At 44.3% G+C, this 21,846-nt stretch carries 17 protein-coding genes, 1 tRNA gene, 1 rRNA gene and 1 pseudogene; 4 read left to right on the top strand and 16 right to left on the bottom strand.

Features of this window, described 5'->3' with window-relative positions:
* Nucleotides 1-54: 54 nt before the first annotated feature.
* A complete protein-coding gene (locus J2Z66_RS19845; protein WP_209973585.1) occupies nt 55-1,182 on the top strand; it encodes a Gfo/Idh/MocA family protein in 1,128 nt (375 codons plus the stop codon).
* 1,429 nt (nt 1,183-2,611) lie between these two features.
* Here J2Z66_RS19845 and J2Z66_RS19840 read toward each other — a convergent pair.
* Entirely contained in the window at nt 2,612-3,958 is a 1,347-nt protein-coding gene (locus tag J2Z66_RS19840) for a DegT/DnrJ/EryC1/StrS family aminotransferase (protein ID WP_209973583.1), read from the bottom strand.
* Between the two features lie 85 nt (nt 3,959-4,043).
* A complete protein-coding gene (locus J2Z66_RS19835) occupies nt 4,044-4,937 on the bottom strand; it encodes an AraC family transcriptional regulator (protein ID WP_209973581.1) in 894 nt (297 codons plus the stop codon).
* A gap of 169 nt (nt 4,938-5,106) precedes the next feature.
* On the opposite strand from J2Z66_RS19835, the gene J2Z66_RS19830 reads away from it, so the two are divergent.
* Nucleotides 5,107-6,114 carry a CobW family GTP-binding protein gene (locus tag J2Z66_RS19830; protein ID WP_209973579.1) on the top strand — a complete coding sequence of 336 codons (1,008 nt, stop codon included), beginning with the start codon at nt 5,107-5,109 and terminating at the stop codon, nt 6,112-6,114.
* Here the strand turns inward: J2Z66_RS19830 and J2Z66_RS19825 are convergent.
* Genes J2Z66_RS19825 through J2Z66_RS19815 form a run of 3 tightly spaced genes read right to left on the bottom strand, consistent with a single transcriptional unit; the run spans nt 6,101 to nt 8,671 of the window.
* The gene (locus J2Z66_RS19825) at nt 6,101-6,538 is read right to left on the bottom strand and encodes a Fur family transcriptional regulator (RefSeq protein ID WP_209973577.1); all 438 of its coding nucleotides are present in this window, start codon (nt 6,536-6,538) and stop codon (nt 6,101-6,103) included. The two genes, J2Z66_RS19830 and J2Z66_RS19825, sit on opposite strands and share 14 nt — an antisense overlap.
* A gap of 18 nt (nt 6,539-6,556) precedes the next feature.
* Nucleotides 6,557-7,597, bottom strand: a complete 1,041-nt coding sequence (locus J2Z66_RS19820; protein ID WP_209973576.1) for a TIGR03943 family putative permease subunit — start codon at nt 7,595-7,597, stop codon at nt 6,557-6,559.
* 42 nt (nt 7,598-7,639) lie between these two features.
* Nucleotides 7,640-8,671 carry a permease gene (locus J2Z66_RS19815; protein WP_245375689.1) on the bottom strand — a complete coding sequence of 344 codons (1,032 nt, stop codon included), beginning with the start codon at nt 8,669-8,671 and terminating at the stop codon, nt 7,640-7,642.
* A 470-nt stretch (nt 8,672-9,141) separates the two neighbouring features.
* Here J2Z66_RS19815 and J2Z66_RS19810 point away from each other — a divergent pair, with 470 nt between their 5' ends.
* Together J2Z66_RS19810 and J2Z66_RS19800 are read left to right on the top strand one after the other, a co-directional pair.
* On the top strand, nt 9,142-11,130 hold the full coding sequence (locus J2Z66_RS19810; RefSeq protein WP_209973574.1) for an AraC family transcriptional regulator: 1,989 nt from the start codon (nt 9,142-9,144) through the stop codon (nt 11,128-11,130).
* A 487-nt stretch (nt 11,131-11,617) separates the two neighbouring features.
* Nucleotides 11,618-12,786: pseudogene (locus tag J2Z66_RS19800) on the top strand (IS3 family transposase).
* Nucleotides 12,787-13,170: 384 nt separating this feature from the next.
* Here the strand turns inward: J2Z66_RS19800 and J2Z66_RS19795 are convergent.
* The 11 genes from J2Z66_RS19795 to rrf all read right to left on the bottom strand — a co-directional run.
* Nucleotides 13,171-13,317: a small acid-soluble spore protein P gene (locus J2Z66_RS19795; RefSeq protein WP_209973571.1), complete on the bottom strand. Its 147-nt coding sequence runs from the start codon at nt 13,315-13,317 to the stop codon at nt 13,171-13,173.
* Between the two features lie 182 nt (nt 13,318-13,499).
* Complete coding sequence (locus J2Z66_RS19790; protein ID WP_209973569.1) at nt 13,500-13,646, bottom strand: hypothetical protein; 147 nt, start codon at nt 13,644-13,646, stop codon at nt 13,500-13,502.
* Between the two features lie 26 nt (nt 13,647-13,672).
* A complete protein-coding gene (locus J2Z66_RS19785) occupies nt 13,673-14,020 on the bottom strand; it encodes a hypothetical protein (RefSeq protein WP_209973568.1) in 348 nt (115 codons plus the stop codon).
* A gap of 132 nt (nt 14,021-14,152) precedes the next feature.
* A tRNA-Ser gene (locus J2Z66_RS19780) sits at nt 14,153-14,239 on the bottom strand.
* A gap of 143 nt (nt 14,240-14,382) precedes the next feature.
* Nucleotides 14,383-15,660, bottom strand: coding sequence for a serine--tRNA ligase (gene serS, locus J2Z66_RS19775; protein WP_209973566.1), 1,278 nt, complete (start codon nt 15,658-15,660; stop codon nt 14,383-14,385).
* 94 nt (nt 15,661-15,754) lie between these two features.
* On the bottom strand, nt 15,755-16,330 hold the full coding sequence (gene pdxT, locus J2Z66_RS19770; RefSeq protein ID WP_312894673.1) for a pyridoxal 5'-phosphate synthase glutaminase subunit PdxT: 576 nt from the start codon (nt 16,328-16,330) through the stop codon (nt 15,755-15,757).
* A 2-nt stretch (nt 16,331-16,332) separates the two neighbouring features.
* On the bottom strand, nt 16,333-17,214 hold the full coding sequence (gene pdxS, locus J2Z66_RS19765; RefSeq protein WP_209973562.1) for a pyridoxal 5'-phosphate synthase lyase subunit PdxS: 882 nt from the start codon (nt 17,212-17,214) through the stop codon (nt 16,333-16,335).
* A gap of 170 nt (nt 17,215-17,384) precedes the next feature.
* Entirely contained in the window at nt 17,385-18,686 is a 1,302-nt protein-coding gene (locus J2Z66_RS19760) for a D-alanyl-D-alanine carboxypeptidase family protein (RefSeq protein WP_312894661.1), read from the bottom strand.
* 113 nt (nt 18,687-18,799) lie between these two features.
* Nucleotides 18,800-20,257: an IMP dehydrogenase gene (gene guaB, locus J2Z66_RS19755; protein ID WP_209973560.1), complete on the bottom strand. Its 1,458-nt coding sequence runs from the start codon at nt 20,255-20,257 to the stop codon at nt 18,800-18,802.
* 117 nt (nt 20,258-20,374) lie between these two features.
* Entirely contained in the window at nt 20,375-21,637 is a 1,263-nt protein-coding gene (locus tag J2Z66_RS19750) for a putative glycoside hydrolase (protein WP_245375688.1), read from the bottom strand.
* Nucleotides 21,638-21,751: 114 nt separating this feature from the next.
* A 5S ribosomal RNA gene (gene rrf, locus J2Z66_RS19745) occupies nt 21,752-21,846 on the bottom strand; the annotation flags it as partial.

Here is a 21,846-nt window from a genome sequence, read left to right as displayed (position 1 = left end):
AGTAACAAACATACAAATAAACATATAAAAATGGTACAAAGGAGCAACGACACTATGGCATCGGAGAAAAAGAAATTTGCAGTTATTGGCTGCCAGCACGGGCATATCGGAATTTTTATTGAGGAAATGCAAAACATGGGATACGATTGCGCAGGTATATATGAAAGGGATCCATTTCCTGTAGCGCAAAGCTTATCCACTAAATACGGTATTCCCTTATACCTGCAGGAGGGTTATGCCATTTCCGAGATATGGAATGACGCTGAGATCGGAATCATTGGAACCTCGGCCATCAATAAGGAGAAAATACAGATTATCGAGCTGTGTGACCAATATGGCAAGCATGTTATGCTGGATAAACCTGCTGCGGTAGATCGGGATGGATATGAAAGACTATTGGCCGTTATTCAAAGGGGCCGCATACAGGTTGGCATGCTTCTAACTGAGCGTGTGAACAAAGCACTATTCACGCTTAAACAACAAATCGATCTTGGCCATTTCGGAAAAATCGTTCAAATAGGCATTCGCAAACCGCACAGACTTGCCCAGGAAAGCCGTCCATCATGGTTTTTTGACAAAACTCTTAACGGAACTATCATCCATGACCTCTTTATCCATGATTACGATCTGCTGCGCTGGCTTACAGGTCAAGAGATCGAATCGTCCAGTGGAAGTTTGACAAAGCTTATCCTTCCTGAGCACCCATCCTTCTATGACTCTGCCAACGTTCAGGTGCAATTAAATGGCGGTGCGACAGCACAACTATATGCTGATTGGCATACAAGGGATGCGTGTTGGGCATGGGGAGACATGCGGGTTTTTGTAACAGGAACAGAAGCTTATGCTGAGCTCAGACTTAGTGGAGATCCGTTGATATCCAGTGAACCCATGCTGCTTATGGTGACCAACAACAATATTTGGACAGAGCTGCCGCTTGATCAGGCCCCGTATACGATATGCGGAGATTTCTTGGATCGTATATCTTGTATATCTAGCAATGAGAGAGGCAATACAAATCCAGACACTTCCCAGACAACACGTAAGACAAATAATCAGATTGTATATCAAAATACGCACCAAAATACGCACCAGATCACACACGAAGACATTCTAGCCGCTACCAAAGCAGCTGTAGAGGCTAACGAAGACGCACAATTAATCGTCACAACGTTGCATAGTTAACTCTGTGTTCGGTAACGAAGTGTTACCTCTACAATTGAACTAAACTTAAAGTGCTCCATGGAGATAAAAGGGGTTAAAATAAGCTAAAAGAGGTTTAAAAAGGCTTAAAAGAGGTTGGAAAGAGAATGGAAAGGGATTGATGGGAGGATGGAAAGAGGTTGAAAAGAAGGTGATAGGAAGCGAAAGTAACAGGACTGTCCGATTTGAATGATGAATTGGAAAGATTCCTTGTTCGTCCTTTGATGTGCTTGGGCGAGATAGGGAGTATGGGCTCATGGCCGTTGCTAAAGATTTGTTCCCTGAATTGAAAGTAAAGGGTGGAACATATCTTTATATGCGGACGATACCGCTTTTACACCCATCCCCCCTCCTACTTCAGCTATAATCGCACAACACCAGGTTAGGGTTTTTCACTTGGTTAGAAGAGATTTCCTAGCGGACGCAGGCGCCGGGGAGTAAGAGAGAGCGCAGCTGAGAAAGGCCTGATACACATGCTTTAACGATGAAAACCATCATTAAGTGGAGTACATGCTCATTTCGGCGGAGGGCGGGCTGCTACTAGGATCTACTAACGCCCATCCTCCCCACATCCCCTCCCTCTCAGCTACAATCGTACGAGCACCAAAGCTCAAATGGACAGCCATCAAGGGGTTTTCTCTTGGTTAGAGGAGATTTCCTAGCAGGCAAAGGGGATGTGGATGTGGATGTGGATGTGGATGATGAACTGAAAAGATCTGTTACTTTAGCTTTAACGATGTTTTTCATCGTTAAAAGCATCAGTCCCCTCCACATCCTTACTTTAACAATGAAAAACATCGTTAAAATCCCTTTTAGCCCCCCAGAGAGGCTCTCTCCACTCTTTTAACGATGAAAATCATCACTAAAGTGACTGATTGACCTCGAAACACTGCTTTATCGATGAAAAACATCGTTAAGTGAAGCACAAAGCACACGCTCTGCTCGAGGAAAACGGGCTGCTTACTATTGCTCTACTATTGCCCTGCTATTCCTCCCACATCCCTCCCATCTCAGCTTCAAAGTGCCGAACATAACATGCCACGCTCGAACGGTCTGCCAGCAGAAGTTGCTCTCCTGAGGGAAAGGGATAGTGGCGAGAGGATAAAACGACTTTTCCTTTCTGATTCCCCAAGAATCCTTTATCGCTGTAAAACATTACCATGTTAACCGAACCGAATCAATTAATAGTAATCAAATCACTCTAGGCCCCTTCAAAAACCTACTCTACTTTCCAGCAAAGTTAATAAAAATAAAGCAACCCAGGAGGCCCTTATTCAGCCTCCTGGGTCGCTTACTGAAGTACAAAAGAAACCTCTACTCTAGCTGAGCTCCTCTATTGAGCTACTCTATTCCTACCTCTTCATCCCCAGAAGCATCTTATGCTTTGCTCTCGGTGAAGCTTCCTTCGTCGTTACTTTTTGACCGTCACACGGGTAGACAAATTCCAGTTTCCTGTCATGGGCGGATTACCTGGATCATTCTCCAGTAAGAGATGCGCATTTCCGATAACCTTGCGGAAGGCATGCACATATTCATCAATAATTGAGGAATCGTTGTGCTTAAACCACGGAATCGCAAATACCCGCGCATTCACGCCTTCGGTTACAGGCAAACTCCCCGCTCCCTGTCTGATATCCTTCTGTGAGTGCGCAATCCGTGTCGGTTTGCCGTGTCCATAAATATCCGCCTCATGGAATAGCGGATGCAGGTGCAGCGGCAGATTGCAGCCTGGGCTGCAGTCAACAGCTCCTTCTGCTTGGAGCGCTTCACAGAACCGGGTTACGGATAACCCGCCCAATTCGCTGCCCACATAAAAGCCGTGGGGGCTGTACCAGCCGCCCATAGTGCTTCCCGAATTCTGGGCCGGGCGATGCGCCCGGATTCCCGGCAAGCCCGCCAATTGATCCCAGAAATAGTTACTCGCTTTGTCGATTTCCGCAATACGCTGCTCATAATATTTCAGCTGGACCCTTCCTACCGCAGAGCTCACTTGATGCATCCGGTACTTATAGCCTCCAAGAGGCAGTCCTGCGAAGGGCTTCAGCTCCTCGGATTGGATATTGGCTCCGAACCGCTCATAGTGGCCGAATGCGACAGCCCGCTCATAAATATCGCGTTGATTCGTTACCAGTATGCCGCCTTCCCCAATCGCAAACGATTTGCCGCTCATAAGTGACATCGCGCCAACATCACCGATCGTCCCCACCTTGCTCCCTTTGTATAGGCTTCCCTGCGCGTGGGAAACATCCTCAATCACTTTCAAGTTGTGCTTCTTTGCAATGGCCATAATCCGATCCATATCAGCAGGATGACCTATATAATGAACAACGACAATTGCTTTCGTCCGTTCCGTAATCCGGTGTTCAATATCATCCGGGTCCAGACATAACGTATCCGGATCGACTTCCGCAAATACGGGCGTACCACCCAAAGAATACACTTGCAGCAACGATGCCCAGTACGTCAAACTAGGGCAGATGATTTCATCACCTACGCCTACCCCGCAAGCAAATATGGCAGCATGAATGGATGCGGTACCCGTATTGAAGGCCAGCGCATAGTCCGTCTTCAGCCAAGCCGCAAACTCTTTTTCAAACTGTACAGTGATATCGATGCCCGACATATTTCCATTACGGAGCACATCGAGGGCCGCGACCTCATCCTCTTCCGTAATAATGGGCCATTTAAACATATCTGAATAAACCGATTTTACTGCCGCGGTACCGCCAAAAAGAGCCAATTGTTCCTGAACGACCATAAATCTCCCACTCCTTGTATCCCTTGATACGTAGAGTTTAATTCATTCCTGCCCTTATTTCAGGCCAGCTATTAATGAGATCATCTCAATATTTAATCTTAGCAAATTGAAGGCGGTATTTGGACGGAGAAACACCTTTCTTTTTGAGAAAAACACGGGAAAAGGTTTTAAAAGAGCTATAACCCGCTTCTTCAGATACGTTTAGAATATTCATACGGGTAGAGATCAGCAGGCTGCAGGCCATTTCAATCCTCAGTTCATGCAAATAGTCCGTGAAGTTCATGCCGGTTACTTTTTTGATCATTTTGCTTAAATAAGGGGTACTGACATTGAACTTTTGAGATAAGCTGCCAAGTGACACCTCAGTCAAGAAATGCCGGTTAATAAACTGCAGCACCAGAGAGATTTTGTTATTGTTCAGCCCCGTATTCGTAGAATCAGCAGGAGCTTCCACAGGAGCTGTGTTCTCAATACGTCCCTGACTTCTTGAAATTTGCACAAGGATCTCGATCAGCTTCGAACGGATATAGGAATGCCTGAACGGATCATCCGCTTTAAAATCCTTAAAAATTTCATGAAATAATCGCTCCATAAGAACCGTTTGTTCGTTATCCAATTGAAAGAAGGGAGATTTCTCATTGTCGGCACTAAAATAAAAAAAATGCTTCAATCCAGCATCGATTTCCGACTCCAGCAAAATATCCATATCAAACATTAAATTGAATTTGGTATAGGTTTGTCCCTTAACAAGCTTCGTTTCGTGAATGCGGTGAGGCAGCTTGCAGACCACTGTTCCCCTGGACGATTTGATCATCTGACCATTCACCAGATCCAACGCGCTTCCTTGTGCATAGAACGATATTTCATAAAACTGATGATGATGAGGCTCAACCCATTGTCTTGCGGTTATCCCTATCACGAAAGGAAAAGAGAAAGTTTCTTGTGTAAGCTCACTATCAATGGTTGGATATTTGGTCATCTGACCTGCCTCCATAAAGATATACTTGATATTCTCATCATCTTAACACAAGATTACCCTGCCAGAAAGTATATACCAGACCATTAGGAATGTAGTAAAATAAAAAGAAAATCGTAATATTTACTTTATGATGCATTGGATATTAGTTGGGGAAGGGAGTTAGTGTGATATGAAAATTCCTGTTATGGTCATTAGCGGATTTCTAGGCAGCGGCAAAACTACACTTCTGCTGCGTTTGTTAGAAGAAACAAGAAGACGCGGGCTGCAGCCTGGAATTCTAATGAATGAATTAGGAAAACAAGATGTAGACGGATTGATCCTGGATGAGCATTCAGATACAGCTATTGAGAAGCTATTGGATGGCTGCGTTTGCTGCAGTAAAAAGGAAGAATTGGCAGACTGCCTCAAAAAACTGCTGGGCCAAAAACCGGATATTGTTTTTATAGAATTAACAGGTGTCGCTAATCCAGAGGAAATTGCTGACGCTTTAACCGAGCCTGGCTTACTAGGACTTGTAAAACTCAACCAAATCATTACCCTGCTTGATGCTGAGCATATGCTGGACTACAACAGCATCTTTTCTTCCGATAAACAGCTTGTCCGAACCCTGCGCCGGCAAATGGAAGTTGCAGACTTGCTTATCGTTAACAAAACTGATCTTGTGACTTCTCGAGTACTAGTCAAAATCGAAAAAGCCATACGAAAGCACAATGAAAAAGCACAGATTGTTTATGCAAAACACAGCCAAATCGATGTACAATCTCTTTTATCTGCTATACTGCCGCATGCGCACAGCCCGCTCCCAGTCCGTTCTTTCCGGATGGTGCAGGCAGCGCCCCTGATCCCTGACAAAGAGCCTCGTCCCAATAAAGACGAAGCTCTCTCCTATTCTCGTGTTCAAAGCATCACGCTGCCATGGAAGCCCGCAGGAGACATCTCCCCTGTGAGAATAGAACAGTTTCTGCATAAATGGGAAGCGCACATTTTACGGGCAAAGGGTTACGTTTCTTTTTCCAAAGAACAGCCGATACAATTGCTGCAGCATGCAGGCAAGCGGACAACTTGGGCGCCCTCCAGCTTCACCGGAGACCCCTATGTCGTATTTATAGGCATGGATCTGGATCAAGAACAGTTGGCTGCGGAATGGTCTGCGCTGTTGGGACTTAAGCCAAATTAGATTCTTGACATTGTTCGCATATGCCATAGATTTCGAACCTATGATTCACAATTTTAAAGTTGCCTGGCAGGTGGAGCGATTCGTCCATAGGACAATAATCAAACGTCAATGTCTTCTCGCAATTCGTGCAAATCAAGTGATGGTGATGATGGGCCAGGCAGCTTCCTTTAAACTTCAATCCGCCTTCCAGGAAATAGAACTGCTCCAAGACGCCCATCTCACTAAGCATACGAAGATTCCTGTACACAGTGTCAAAGCTGACCCCCGGATATTTAGCTCTCATTTGATCATAAACATCTTTTGGGGATAAATACCCGTCCGTGCTTACAAATATTTGTGCTAACGTTTTACGCTGGTCTGTGATTCTCCATCCATTTCTGGACATCACATCAAGCATCTCTTTTATCGTACTGGATTCAGACATCTTCATTCTCCCTTTCTATCACTCCAAGGTGTCGAAATCATCAAAATAAGGATACACGTATGGAGTCTCAGACTTCTCTATTTTTTCAATACGCACTGCGTCCAATTTCATAATTTCCATTTCATTATAAGTCGTCTTTCCAATGGTTCCTTTTATTTTAACCCATGTATCTTTCAAAAAGCCAGTAGCCAGGGATGATTCCACCAAAACTCCGTAAGGCTCAGCATCCGCAGAGCAGCACTGCATAGCCAGCCTGGACACTACAAACTGATTCGGTCCCATATTATCTTCACGATAGACGAACCCCTCAATCTCCATAGCCTTGCCAACAAAATTATCCTTAAATAAATCCACCGCGGTCAGCAATTCCATAAAGCCCTCTTCCTTGACTTGAATAAGCTCCTTTTTGTATAACCTCATGCCCAACTTCGCAAAATCCTCCGTATACTTATCAGCGACAAACAACGCCTTCAGCTTTTCGTCTTCAACTGAGACGCTGCTGCTGTCTTCTGTAAATTTTGTTGATTCTATAGGTTCTGTTAATTCTGTTGGTTCTATCGGTTCTGTTAGCCGTTCGTCGAGCACATTGCTCTGACTGGAATCCGTTGGCATACTGTCTTTTGGGGCTGCAAGCTTGTCAGAGCCATCGGAACCATCGTCTGTAGGTGGTGCTTTAACTTGAATATTGCTGCTTAAATTCATTCCTTTTACTGCAGCAATATCACTTCCCATGATGGCATCCGGCATACTAAAACCAAGCAGCAAAGGAAAAAGAAACAAACCATAAATCATAAAGTTTCGCCAAAAAGACCGCGGCGGCACATGCTCGCAATCGCACGCTTCCGTCTGATCCGAATACGTTCGTATAGCCAGAAATACCTGGTACGCTGCAATGACAAAGAGGGCTACTGCCGCATACTTCACATACGATTCCATACGGGGAGCAATATAGTACATCAAATTACCGGACTTCGATAAATAAATAATATAAATGGAAAAGCCCAGCAAAATGGCAGCACGGAAAAAGTAATGAAACGTCAGCGAACGCTCTTCATTCATCTCCATCCATCCCTTCTTCTTTTGTTTGTTTTATCCCCACTATCATAGAAAAAATTGCTCAGCAATATTCGCTCCAACAAAGACAACCAGAATAATAAGTAAAGAGAGTAAAATTACAAACCGGGTTTTAAAAACGGAAAGCAGCATCAAAGTGCTTTTGAAATCCAACATCGGGCCAAAAACCAGAAAGGTCAATATCGAACCCGCAGAAAAAGTGCTGACGAAGGAGGAAGCAACAAAAGCATCCGAAGTAGAGCATAACGAAAGAATGTACGCCAGCCCCATCATAAACATCTGGGAACTAAACGGATCCTGGCCAATTTCAACCAGACTTCCCCGCGGGACGAAGGTTTGAATCGCTGCCGTAACCATACAGCCAAAAATTAAATATTTACCCATATCGAAAAATTCCCCGCCGGCATGCTCCATCATAGATAAAAACTTGCCGCCGCGGACATGCTGATGCTCCGTCGTATCACCTTTAGACCCGGCATAAAGTGTTGCCGCACTGTTCTTCAGCTGATTCTTTTTTACAAAATAATAAATAAACAGACCTATGAAAACACCAACGAACAGAGCCAGCCCCATTCGGGCATAAAGCAGCTCCGGACGTGCACGAAAGGCCATATAAGTAGCCGCATACACGATAGGATTAACGATCGGCCCAACGAGAATAAACACGACACCAATATAAAGCGGCATACCTTTGGCAATCAGCCTTCGAATAATCAAAATCAACCCGCATTCACAGACCGGAAAAACAATGCCTAATATACATGCAAACAAAATGCCGAGTATCGGATTCCGCGGAATAAAGCGTTGAATCGTTTTCTCCGAAATAAAAATCTGCATAAAAGAAGAGACCAATACCCCAAGCAAAATAAAAGGAAAAGCTTCTAAAATAATACTAATAAATATGGTCTTGAAAGATTGCAAAGATTGCATTGATTGTAAAGATTCCGGCCCTCCAAATGAAATAGAAAAAAGACCAGGATTCACAGCAATAACGATACTAATCAATACAATAGCAATAAACAACGCATTAATTCCTACAAATGAAAAAAAGGAGCGCAAGATTAACCTCCCATATCAACAGACTTAGCAACATCCTTACTTCCTTATACCATTTTAACAGTAACTATTACTAATTACACACATAATATCCTATTATAAAGAACAAACCAGATTATAACAATATATGCAGCTGAAAGCCTCAACTTGTCCCAATTTATTTAGAAAAATGCTTGAGGCGTCCTTTATTGAATGAAGCTGCTGCTCTTCCACCCACAGCCCTTCCCTCCCAGCTACAATCACACGAATCACACGAAAAAACCAAGCTCAAACGGACAGCCATTAGACATCTGCTCCTGAGGCAAAGGGATAGTGATTACAATAAATAATTTGCAGCAATAAAATTTTCTAGTTTGTTAGAAAGCTTGAAGTTGTCAATCATAGCAGAATATCTGGTTTGAGCCTTGATATGAGAATCATTATCGATTATAATAACCCCAATTCTGCAAATGGTGATCGTGAGGTGGTAGACATTGAACTGGGACGAGCAGATGGGGCTGTGGAATCAGGCGGCTGTTAGCATATCGGATATTCGCTATAAAGTACTGTGGGAGGGGCAGGATATGCTCTCTTATCAGCTTCCTGCGAACATCTTTCTGCTTGTAGTTAGCGGTAGTGCTTATGTGCGAATAGATGAGCGTAAATGTTATCTCAAGCGGCATCATCTACTGCATGCAGGCAAGGGGATGAAGGTGGACATCATGCCTGCTAAGCATGATTTTTCTTTTTACCTCATTTACTATAAGGCAGTTCTGCCCACTTCCGCAAAAAGCTTAGTCGCTAAGAGCCTGATCGTGCAGGCACAACCATTCGGCCTATTCTACCACGTTATCCTTCCGGAACCCGGACTGCTGCACAGCCAAGTTCGCCGGATGTACGAGGGCTGGCAGCAGACCGGCGTATTAGCCCAGATTCGAATGAAATCGATGCTGTTTGAATTTATATATGAATTGTTCAGCCAATTGCAAAATTCCAAAGATAGGGGCAGCCCCTCGGATCTTGTGGCGTACGCACTGCGTTACATCCATGAGCATTACACCGAAGCCGTAACCATGGATCAATTGGCCGATCTGCTCGGCTGCAGCATTAGCTATATGTACAGACTGTTCAAGGCGGAGATTGGCAAAAGCCCAAACGATTACATGATCGGAATACGAATGGAGCAAGCCCGGCAGTACTTACTGACCACTCAGCTCACTTTACGGGAAATTGCCCTATCCGTCGGGTACGCGGATGTGTATTACTTCAGCCGTTTGTTCAAAAAACAGTTCGGGGTCTCGCCGCTTCAATCTCGCAAGCTAAAGCCGGAAAATAACGATCACAACCTTAATCCATTAAATCCGTCACTATCCTCCATTGTTCCGACTAAGCCACTCTCCTATAATCAGAATGTAAATGAAAATGATTATCAAAAAGAGGGAGAGATACAATTGATTTCGAACAACCGTCCCAAATCTTCAATGACCGCCTTGGTCGTACTGTGCCTGTCGCTGCTCATCAGCGCCTGCCAAGCGGGCAACAACAATGTAAGCTCGGAAAACACTGCGTCCCCGGCAGCGAGCGCCGCCAATCCTGCTTCTGCCGCTGCAAATAAAGATGCTGAGTCAGCTTCCGAGACTAGAATGTACAAGCATAAGTACGGCGAGACAGAAATTCCAACGAACCCGAAACGTGTAGTCACCGCCTACCATCTTGGGCATATGCTCGCATTAGGCGTACGACCGCTTGGCGCCGCGACTTACATTCTGCAATACTCCGAAAACACTATGGATACGACTGGTGTCGCAGATTTAGGCGCTCCCCTTAGTCTGGAGGCCATTGCTGCTCTAGAGCCGGATCTGATTATACTCATTGAAGCTTATCTCGAGCCGAGCGGAGGGTATGAGGGCTTCAAAAAAATCGCCCCGACCGTCGTCGTCGAGGCTAATCAGGATCCGGTGAAAGATATCCGGTTGATTGGGGATTTGCTGAACAAGCAAGAAGAGGCTGAACAATGGGTCACTCAATTTGAGAATAAGATCGCTCAAACTAAAGAGCAGGTACAGCAAGTGTTCGGTCCTGACGAGACCTTCACGATACTGAATGTTCGGAGTGAGAAAGCTCGGATGATTTATCGGGATCGCAATATGGGAGGCAATATTTTGTACTCGTATTGGGGATTAAAGCCGCAGGAGAAGGTGCTGCAAGATGTCATTAATGGCATTGACGACGAATCCTCCTATCTGGACATCTCTGAAGAAGCCATTCCGGAATACGTCGGCGATCATATCATTTTGGCCGCGGATTCCAACGCTCAAGACGCTGTTGACAAGCTTATGGCTAGCGGGCTATGGAAAAATCTCGATGCCGTCAAAAACAACCATGTATATAGGATTGACTTCGATCAATTTCTGTTTAACGATCCCATCTTCGCGATGAAACAAGTCGATGTTTTGGCGGATGTCCTGACCAAGAACCATTAAAACTCTTTAAAGCCCCTCTTAATTGGCGAAAGCACGCATCAAATTGTAAATCCAGTTATGAAAGCCTTGCGGCGCCCTTTGAGTGCGTGTTCGTAATATTGGTGGTTCGGGGAGGGAATGGTTGTGGGCTCCAGCCGCTGTTAAAGATTTGTTCCCTTGAATGGTATACATGAGGAGGTAGGAACAAATCTTTAAAGGCGAACGCTATTGCTCTTCCTCCCACAGTCACTCCCTCATTCAGCTACAATCACACGAACACCACGCTCAAACGGACTGCCCGCAAGGTTTTTCTCTTGGTTAGAGGAGATTTCCTAGCGGGTGCAGGCGCGGGAGATGAAGTGCCCGCGCAGCTGAGAGGATCTGCAACTTTAACGACTTTAACGATGTTTTTCATTGTTCAAGCATCAGTTTTTATTTAGTATATAGAGTGGACCACTTGAAAGGAGTGTGGGAAAATAGGCATAACCAAAATAAGAGGTGACCACGGATGAAGGAACAAAGAAAGAGTTATAGCCAAGAGTTTAAAGAAAATGCAGTGAAATATATTCAAGAACAGGTGAAATCATTGCCTGAGATTGCAGAAGAAATGAATATACCAATAGGAACGTTGCGGCAGTGGATGGGAAAATACCGAAAATTCCCAGATGAACCCTTTGTAGGAAGCGGACATCTTCGATCTCAAGATCAATTAAACAAAGAAAAGGATCAGGAAATTGCTGACCTCAAGGAAGAGATCGCCATCTTAAAAAAGGCCAAGCACATCTTCAGCAAAGAAAGGAACTAAGGTTCCAGTTCATCGAAGATCATCGCTCTGAGTTTCGGTTAGCGAAGATGTGCAAAGTGATGGAAGTTTCTAAGAGCGGCTATTTCAAGTGGCGTACTGCACCCAAAAGTGAACGGAAGTTGCATAAAGAGAAGCTAGTAGAGCGGATTACCTGGCACTTTGTCGACACAGACGAGATCTATGGGAGCCCAAAGATTACAAATGAATTGTGGAAAGAAGGCTGGAAAGTATCAGAGCGCACAGTGGGAAAGATTATGAGAGAACATGGACTACGTTCGTGTACGGTGAAGAAGTTTAAGGTACAAACGACAGATTCCAACCATGATAACCCTATTGCACCGAACCTACTGGATCAGGACTTCAGCTCAACAACAGCGCCTAATCAAGTCTGGGTAACTGACATTACTTATGTTCCCTGCCGAGAAGGGAAATTGTACTTAGCGTGCGTTATGGACCTCTTCACGCGTAAAATCGTAGGCTGGCAGCTCATGGACCGCATGACCAATGAACTTGTCTTAGAAGCCCTGGCAGAGGCAAATAAGACTAAGGCTCCCTCCGTAGGACTTATCCATCACTCTGATCGTGGTTCCCAGTATACGTCTTCAGACTACCGTGACAAGCTCCTTGAATACAATATGATTGCAAGTATGAGCCGAAAAGGCAACTGCTATGATAATGCTTGCATCGAATCTTTTCATAGCTTGATTAAAAAAGAACTTATCTACCGGTACAGATTTAAAACCAAAAAAGAAGCTCGGGAACGGATTTTTAGATATATTGAATTTTTCTATAATCGAAAACGGACACATAGCTATCTGAATTACATGTCACCTGATCGCTTCGAAGCCATGTACTATAGCAACGCTTTATAAAAACAAGCTTTTTTCAGACCGTCCACTCTATTGACATAGATCCATTTCCTCTCCACATTCTTGCTTTAACGATACAAAACATCGTTAAAATCCCTTTTAACCATCCTGAGTTGCCATCCTCCCTCTTTTAACGATGAAAATCATCATTAACGTGACGGATTGACCTGGAATACTTCCTTTAACGATGAAAAACATCGCTAAGTGGATTACATGCTCATTTCGGCGGAGGGCGGGCTGCTAGTAACTCTCATCCTCCCCACATTCCTTATGCTTCACTGTGAAATCAGAAATTTTCCACTCCAGGCACACCCCAAACTTATTTCTAATAAACCCAGAACAAAAAACCGCCTGGTAATTTACCAGACGGTTCATAGGTTATAGGTGCTAGGAGCCCTCGCCATGATTTTGACGGGAATGCTGCGCATTTTTTACTTTTTTGGAACCAGATAGCGGCTCGTTTATGGAACCTTTATCTTCTCTTTCCCGACTTGGTTCCCCTGATCCTACAGGCTGAGTTTTTGGTTTAGACATGTAGACAGCTCCCCACATTAATAATAGGATTAGTTGTATTCGTGTATTTGCTAAGCGTTAGAAGCTAGGCATATATTGCTAAACACTATTTATTAAACAGTATTTTACTATGCAGCATTCCTAAGCATGCTCTAGCTAAGGGGCTAATTGCATTAGATTAGCATTAACATCAGCCTTAGCCTTTATTCCTCATGATTCAAAGCATCCTTGTGTCTGCGATCATTGGTTTGCTGCTGCACTTGCTGGGCTTGATGGCTATTTACAGCTGTTTTATCCAGATCCTTGACGACGTTTTGCAGATTCTTATCCCTGCTCTTCTGTTGCGTCATGCTTAATCTGCCTCCCATAACCATAATTAAGCGTGCGTGACCTTTTTAAGAGCCTGTGCGCACTCATGAATATGTCTGACATAGTCATTTATTAATCCCTGTACAATGTCACTGTGCTCATCAATATGAGTCTGCCCCTGCTCCACATCCACCAGTTCTACTTTCACTTCCCGGGAATCCACATAGGTCACCATAAAATCAAACGTATAGCCGGTATGCCCAGCTGTTGTAATATGAACGCGCAGTGCTTGCGGATTGCTCTCATCAGCCCATATCCGGGCTTGGTCCGATGCTTCCAGGGTTTCTGGCAAGGTTGCCTTCCATTCCTCCACGAGCCTCTCCTGATTGATTACCGGTTTATCTGGCTTGCTCATCCTCTCACCTCCACCTATATAAAATGCGGAAGCTTTAAGCTTTTTATACTTGTCCTAAAAGTTAAAAAAGCCACATGATCCAATTAGGATCACATGGCTTAGTAAGCTAAATCATTTTCTAGAAAAATAATACGGAGAGGGTGGGATTCGAACCCACGGAGACCTTGCGACCTCGGCGGTTTTCAAGACCGCTGCCTTAAACCACTCGACCACCTCTCCAAGCTGACGTCTCCTGCTAGCAGGAAACATGTGCCGCTTCAAAAAGCTAAACTTTCTAATGTGGTCACAAAGAGCATTTTAACATATACGCTTTGCCATTTCAAGCTCTAATTTTTACTTTAATTTTCACATGAATATTCACTCTAATTTTTGCTAATAACCTTTACCCTCATATAGGGAACCAGAACGTCAGGAACCGTCACAGAACCATCCGCCTGCTGATAATTTTCCAGAATAGCCGCTACAGTTCTTCCAAGCGCCAGACCCGAGCCATTGAGCGTATGTACGAGCTCTGGCTTAGCTTTGGCATCTCTGCGGAAACGGATATTGGCCCTGCGTGCCTGGAAATCCTCAAAGTTACTACAGGACGAAATTTCACGATAAGTGCCGCTGCTTGGTAGCCACACCTCAATATCGTTCGTTTTGGCGGACGAGAAGCCTACGTCAGCCGTGCAAAGGGTCAAAACCCTATATGGAAGCTTCAACAGCTGTAAGACCTTCTCAGCGTGTTGTGTGAGCTTTTCCAGCTCATCGTACGAATCTTCAGGCTTAACCAGCTTGACCAGCTCAATTTTGTTGAACTGATGCTGACGAATCAACCCGCGGGTATCGCGCCCTGCTGATCCTGCTTCCGAGCGAAAGCATGCGCTGAAAGCTACAAAATTTACCGGCAGCTGCTCATCATGCAGAATTTCGTCACGATGGTAATTTGTAAGTGGAACCTCAGCTGTTGGAATCAGGAAATAATCGGAATCCTTCAGCTTAAAGACATCTTCTTCAAACTTCGGAAGCTGGCCCGTACCTGTCAAGCTGTCCCGATTAACAATATAAGGAGGCAGCATTTCCTGGTAGCCATGCTCGTCGCTATGCAAATCCATCATAAAGTTCAATAAAGCCCGCTCTAAACGTGCTCCAAGACCTTTGTAGAAAACAAAGCGTGAGCCCGTAACCTTAGCAGCTGCTTCAAAATCGAGAATGCCAAGCTCTTGAGCGACTTCCCAATGAGGCTTTATTTCAAAAGCTGGCTGTGGCACATCACCGACACGTCTAAGCTCCACGTTATCTTCTTCCGAAGCGCCTACAGGAACCGTATGATGCGGCATATTAGGAATGGCCAGCAGGATTAGCTGTAATTCTTCGTCCAAGCCTCTGATAATGTCATCAAGCTCTTTGATCCGCTCTCCAACGACCTTCATTTCTGCGATTAGCTCATCGGCATTTTCTCCGGAACGTTTGCGCAGGGCAACCTCCTGGGAAACAACATTGCGGCGGTTTTTCAGTTGCTCGGCCTCTTGAAGCAGTTCTCTGCGCTTCAGGTCTAATTCCGTAAAGCCGTTTAGTTCTTCTATCCGCTTTCCGCGGTTCTCCATAGCTGCTTGAACAGCCGCCAAATCGTTGCGAAGTAGTTTTACATCAAACAAGGAAGATTCCTCCGTTAGCGCAAAATAGTTGATTATATGGAAGCAAGCACCCATACCGTATGAACGGTAACTATAAGGTGCTTGTCAGCTTGAATTATGCCTGGCTTTGCTTCACCATATCTAGAAAATAAGCATGCATCCGGTAGTCATCCGTAAGCTCAGGATGGAAGGAAGCGGCCAGCAGGTGACCCTGCTGCGCTGCTACAATCTGATCCTGATAAGTTGAGAGCACATCAACACCGGCTCCAACCTTTTCAATAAGAGGCGCCCGTATGAAAACGGCCCGCACCTTTTCTTCGATCCCTTTCAACGGCAAATCCGTTTCGAAGCTCTCACGCTGCCGTCCAAAGGCATTGCGGGCAACTGTCATATCCATCAGCTTCAGATGGGCTTCAGCTTGTCCGGTTATTTCCTTGGCAATAAGGATAAGTCCTGCACAAGTTCCGAATATCGGTTTTCCCCGTTCGGAAAATTGCTGCAGGCTTTCGATGAAATGATAGGTGCGCATCAGCTTACCGATCGTTGTGCTTTCACCACCAGGAATAATAATTCCCTGAATTTCATCCAACTGCTCAATTCTTTTAATTGCAATACCTTGGGCACCCGATTGTTCAATTCCCCGGATATGCTCCGCTACTGCACCTTGAAGGGCAAGAACTCCGATCTTGATCATTACCAGCCGCGCTCCTGCATCCGCTGGGAAGCCTCAATTTTGGAAATTTCGATTCCTTTCATTGGGGCTCCCAGATTTTTGGAAACTTCAGCAATGAGTTTGTAATCTGTATAGTGAGTTGTCGCCTCAACGATTGCTCTGGCAAATTTCTCAGGGTTTTCGGATTTGAAAATACCGGATCCTACAAAAATACCGTCAGCACCTAAATGCATCATAAGAGCAGCATCAGCAGGCGTAGATACTCCACCCGCAGCAAAGTTTACAACTGGCAGTTTGCCTGTTTGGTGTACGTTCAGAAGCAGCTCGTAAGGAGCTCCTAAGTTTTTGGCTTCAGCCATCAATTCATCAAGGGACAGAGCTTGTACCTTACGAATTTGTCCAACGATCATACGCATATGACGAACGGCTTCTACAATGTTGCCAGTTCCTGGCTCGCCCTTAGTACGAAGCATGGAGGCACCTTCGCCAATACGGCGCAAAGCTTCGCCTAAATCTCTGGCTCCACAAACAAAGGGAACCGTAAAGTCTTTTTTATTAATGTGAAATACTTCATCCGCAGGAGTCAATACTTCACTTTCATCAATATAGTCAGCACCCAATGTTTCAAGAATCTTAGCTTCAACGAAATGGCCAATTCTTGCTTTCGCCATTACAGGAATGGAGACAACTGCCATTACTTGCTCTAGAACAGTAGGATCAGCCATACGGGCTACGCCACCAGCTGCACGGATATCTGCAGGTACTCGTTCCAAAGCCATAACTGCGGACGCGCCAGCAGCCTCAGCGATCTTTGCTTGCTCAGCATTCATGACGTCCATGATGACGCCACCCTTTTGCATTTCAGCCATTCCTCTTTTAACTCTCGGTGTACCTGTTTCCATCTGTTCTTACTCCTCCTAAGAGTTTTCCTTGTGGAAAACATTTTTAAGCTTACCTGATATTTTTATGTCAAAATCATGCAGTTCCCTACATGTTTCGATTGTAAACTTCTAAACAAATATTTTACATGATGAGGGTACATTATACAACCTATTTTTCGTACTAGTTCGTACTAGAACATGTCTTTAATACCTTGGAACATATCGGTGAAAAAGTTTTTGATGCCCCGGAAGAACAAACGAAACATCCCGGCTTTCTCTACTTCATCCTTGGCAACCAAATCTATCGTCTTCTCATTCCCATCATAAGTAACCTTTACTGTACCAAGCTTGGCGCCTTTCTCTATAGGAGCAACCAGTTTGCTCTCTTCGACCTGTTCAGCTGTTATATTGAATTCTTCATCTTTGGTTCCTTTTTTTACTACAAAAGTCATATTTCCACCAGTCACAAGAGAAACCTTAGTTTGTACACCCTTTTTAATATTCACTAATTTTAAGGATTCTATTTCTGTATCTGCATTTAATACGGTTTTAATCTCATAATTGGTAAAACCATAATCGAGCAGCTTTCTTGTTTCATCAAAACGTTTAGTAATCTTTCCTACAGTTCCCATAACGACGCTAATCAGACGCATACCATCACGCTCAACTGTACCTGTAAAGCAATAGCCGGCATCATCGGTGCTTCCAGTCTTCAAACCGTCCAGCCCAGGGTAAGCATACATCTTTAAGCCAGAGCTATTAGCATTTCCCTCCAGCATATAGTTCCAATTGATCATTGGATCCTTATCTCTTTCCCTCAATTTCTGTGCAGGAATTTTGGTGAATTCCAGAACCTCTTTGTGATCCTTAATAATATTGTAGGCGAGCTTGGCAGAGTCCCTTGCACTCATTAAGGTCTCTCCCTGAATGCTCGGTGCCACGTTCTTCAAGTCAGCCCTGGATAATCCCGTAGGATCAATGAAATGGGCCTGATCAGACAATCCTAATTCTCTGGCCTTATCGTTCATCATCTGTACGAATTTCTCTTCTGTACCTCCCAATCGTTCGGCAAGAGCAACAGAAGCATCATTTGCTGAATAGATCGACATCGCTGAAAACATCTGTTTTACAGTTAATTTCTCATTTTCAGCGATTAACTGTCCTGAACCGGTTACCTCAGCAGCGTTCTTGCTGGCAGTCACGATATCATCCCAGTTTAATTTTCCATCCTTTATAGCTTCAAGCGTTAAATATTCGGTCATCATCTTTGTCATACTAGCAGGCGGCAGCGGCTCGTCCGCATTGTATTCGTAGATAACCTGACCTGTGCTAGCTTCCATTAGAATCGCCGACTTTACGTCCAGCTTTAAATCCGCCTCTCCCGCTATTGCGTTCACAGAGGTAGGATTTATATGAAAAAGAACGGTTTGCGCAAGTAAGCATACACCAAGTATCCAGGCCATTTTTCTTTTAAAGGAAACAAACTTCTTCACTTTTTCACTCTCCTATATTCTATTATATCTCGTAATATTGTAACACAACCTAGTAGACAAACAAAAGCAGACAAAGGTTCAATCCCTCTGCCTGCTTTTGAAAAATAGTTTGTTTACATCGAATAATTCGGTGATTCTTTAGTAATTTGCACGTCATGTGGATGACTTTCCCTAAGGCCCGCACCCGTAATGCGTACAAACTGGGTATCATGGATCAATTCAAGAATGTTTTTGGCGCCACAGTACCCCATACCCGATCTTAGACCTCCAACCAGCTGATAGATCGTATCAGCCAACGGTCCCTTGTAAGGGACGCGGCCTTCAATGCCTTCCGGAACCAGCTTGCTTTCGTTTTCTTGGAAATAGCGGTCCTTACTGCCTTCCTTCATAGCTGCAAGAGACCCCATACCCCGGTACACCTTAAATCTGCGGCCTTGGAAAATTTCCGATTCTCCAGGACTTTCCTCAGTACCAGCAAACAAGCTGCCAATCATAACCGCACTGGCTCCCGCGGCAATAGCCTTGACAACATCTCCTGAATACTTGATCCCGCCATCAGCAATAATCGGGACTTGGTAAGCTCTTCCTACTTCAGCACAATCGTAAATAGCAGTAACCTGCGGAACTCCAATACCGGCAATAACACGAGTTGTACATATCGAGCCGGGACCAATTCCCACTTTGATCATCGAAGCCCCTGCCTCGATTAAATCTCTAGTGCCTTCCCCTGTAGCTACATTTCCGGCAATAATAGGCAGCTCAGGATACTGCTTTCTCAGTTTTCTAACCGCATCTGCAATATGAATATGGTGACCATGTGCGGAATCGACGACTATGACGTCTATACCAGCCTCCACCAGCGCCGCTGACCTCTCTAAGACGTCTTTGGATGCTCCTACCGCTGCTCCTACTAGCAGGCGGCCCAGAGGATCTTTAGCGGCATTTGGGAACTGAATCGCTTTTTCAATATCCTTAATAGTAATTAAGCCTTTAAGCTCATTCTTCTCATCTACAAGAGGAAGCTTTTCGATTTTGTGCCTTTGCAGAATTCCTTCAGCCTGCTGAAGCGTAGTACCCACCGGAGCTGTTACTAATTCTTCCTTTGTCATTACTTCACTTATCTTAATGGAATAATCATGCACAAAGCGCAGATCGCGATTCGTCAGAATACCAACCAGTTTGTTATGCTCATCGACAATAGGAACACCTGAAATCCTATACTTTGCCATAAGCTCTTCCGCATCGTATACATGATGCTCAGCTGTGAGTGAGAACGGATTGGTTATAACTCCACTCTCCGACCTCTTGACCCGGTCCACTTCCTCAGCTTGCTGTTCAATCGACATATTCTTATGAATAATACCGATGCCGCCTTCACGCGCTATCGCTATGGCCAGAGCTGCTTCCGTTACCGTATCCATAGCCGAGCTTATGAAAGGAATATTTAATTTTACTTTAGGAGAAAGTGTGGTCGCCAGGTCTATTTCCTTACCGAACACATCTGATTTTCTTGGTACCAACAGCACATCATCGAAGGTTAACCCTTCCTTGCCAAATTTATCTTCCCTCACAACAAAAATTCCTCCTCGTTCAATTGATATGATTGCAATATTATCAAAGTGCCCATTTTAATTCAAGGAAAAGCTCATAAATTGTCGTTTAAGCTTTCAGTATGCCAAATTGAACCATTATTGATAGGAATAGGAGCTTCCGGAATTCCATAATAAAAACTCCTCGATCCCCAGCTCATGCGCTGCCTTTATCTGCTCTTTTACATCAAGAAGTCCGTATTTCTTATGAGGGTGAACCCATGTGGCAGTAAAATCCTGAAACCATGGCCTTATAAGAGCAGGAGTTATCTGTGCTTGATACAATTGGTCGTTCTTTTTATTCGCATCTGCAACAGCTTTGTTTACAACTGCATAGGGCTGTAAATCCGGATTTTCGATATTATATACACCTCTTGAGTAATGAGAAGGATAAATCATGGGGGATATAACGTCAACCTCTTTACTGATCAACATCCAGTCCTGACCGATTCCCATATCATCTTTAGAAGAAGTCGTTAACCCAAATACATCTGCAGAAATATAAGCGCCAACTTCCTCCTTGGCCTTTTTCAAAAACGCTTCTATAACTTGCGCTTTTGACCATCCCTTTTCATTATCAAAGCGGACCTCCTGATCCAACCTTTTCCCATTTTCCGGAAACCGGACATAATCAAATTGAATTTCATCAAAACCAAGCTGAACTGCTTCCTTGGCAATCTGAATGTTATACTCCCAAACCTTCTCTTTATAAGGATCTACCCAAGCAACTCCTTTTGGATCTAACCAAACTTTACCTGACTTTTCCTTTAATGCGTAGTCTTTTTGATGGATGCTTAAGTAAGGATCCTTAAACACCACAATTCTTGCAATCGTATAAATATGCTTGTCTTTTAATTGTTTGATCTTTCCCTTGATATCAGAAATAATCACATTGCTATTTGCACCAATGCTTCCCACCATTGGAACGCTCGAACGATAGGTAACCTGACCGGCATCTGTCTTTAGATCAATGACCATCGCATTTAAGTCTGTTGCATCCATGAGCTCAAGCAATTTAGGAAATTTAGAACTTGTTAGTGACCAGGCCGAGACATAAATACCTTTTACTTTTTGGTGTTTAGATGATGCATAAGCTCCTTTTTTAAAAGAAGCTGGCGATGGTGGCGGCAGTACTAATGATTCCGGTGCCACTTGTGCTGCTGGTGCTGCTGGTGCATCTTGACTTGATTTGAGCATTTTAGTGATTTGGGGCGCTGTTGAGCTGGCTGGCGAGCTGATCGAAACGGGTGCTTGCCTAACTGCCATTCCACCATTAGAGCAATTAGTTAGAAACAATCCGCCTAAAAAAAGGATCACGATTAACCCGAAAAAATTCCTGAGAAAATTCATCTTTCTAACCAACTGGCATCCCTCCCTCTGCTTTGGGTTAGTATGAAACAAATGGAGGAAATGTAAGCATGCAAAAAAAGAGTGTTTCTGGAAGTTCTTCCAGAAACACTCTTTTTCTTTTCTTTTGCTTGGCAACGTTCTACTCTCCCAGAACCCTGCGGTTCAAGTACCATCGACGCTGGAGGGCTTAACGGTCGTGTTCGAGATGGGAACGCGTGGCT

This window comes from Paenibacillus eucommiae (genome assembly GCF_017874215.1).
In the GTDB taxonomy this organism is placed as follows: domain Bacteria; phylum Bacillota; class Bacilli; order Paenibacillales; family NBRC-103111; genus Paenibacillus_AI; species Paenibacillus_AI eucommiae.
This window is presented reverse-complemented; position numbering and strand designations above follow the sequence as displayed.

Excerpts from the sequence above, each read along its gene's own strand:
- J2Z66_RS19835 (WP_209973581.1), bottom strand. The coding sequence starts at position 4,937 with ATGACCAAATATCCAACCATTGATAGTGAGCTTACACAAGAAACTTTC.
- J2Z66_RS19840 (WP_209973583.1), bottom strand. The coding sequence starts at position 3,958 with ATGGTCGTTCAGGAACAATTGGCTCTTTTTGGCGGTACCGCGGCAGTA.
- J2Z66_RS19845 (WP_209973585.1), top strand. The coding sequence starts at position 55 with ATGGCATCGGAGAAAAAGAAATTTGCAGTTATTGGCTGCCAGCACGGG.
- J2Z66_RS19830 (WP_209973579.1), top strand. The coding sequence starts at position 5,107 with ATGAAAATTCCTGTTATGGTCATTAGCGGATTTCTAGGCAGCGGCAAA.
- J2Z66_RS19790 (WP_209973569.1), bottom strand. The coding sequence starts at position 13,646 with ATGACGCAACAGAAGAGCAGGGATAAGAATCTGCAAAACGTCGTCAAG.
- J2Z66_RS19825 (WP_209973577.1), bottom strand. The coding sequence starts at position 6,538 with ATGTCTGAATCCAGTACGATAAAAGAGATGCTTGATGTGATGTCCAGA.
- J2Z66_RS19820 (WP_209973576.1), bottom strand. The coding sequence starts at position 7,597 with ATGAATGAAGAGCGTTCGCTGACGTTTCATTACTTTTTCCGTGCTGCC.
- pdxS (WP_209973562.1), bottom strand. The coding sequence starts at position 17,214 with ATGGAAACAGGTACACCGAGAGTTAAAAGAGGAATGGCTGAAATGCAA.
- J2Z66_RS19785 (WP_209973568.1), bottom strand. The coding sequence starts at position 14,020 with ATGAGCAAGCCAGATAAACCGGTAATCAATCAGGAGAGGCTCGTGGAG.
- J2Z66_RS19795 (WP_209973571.1), bottom strand. The coding sequence starts at position 13,317 with ATGTCTAAACCAAAAACTCAGCCTGTAGGATCAGGGGAACCAAGTCGG.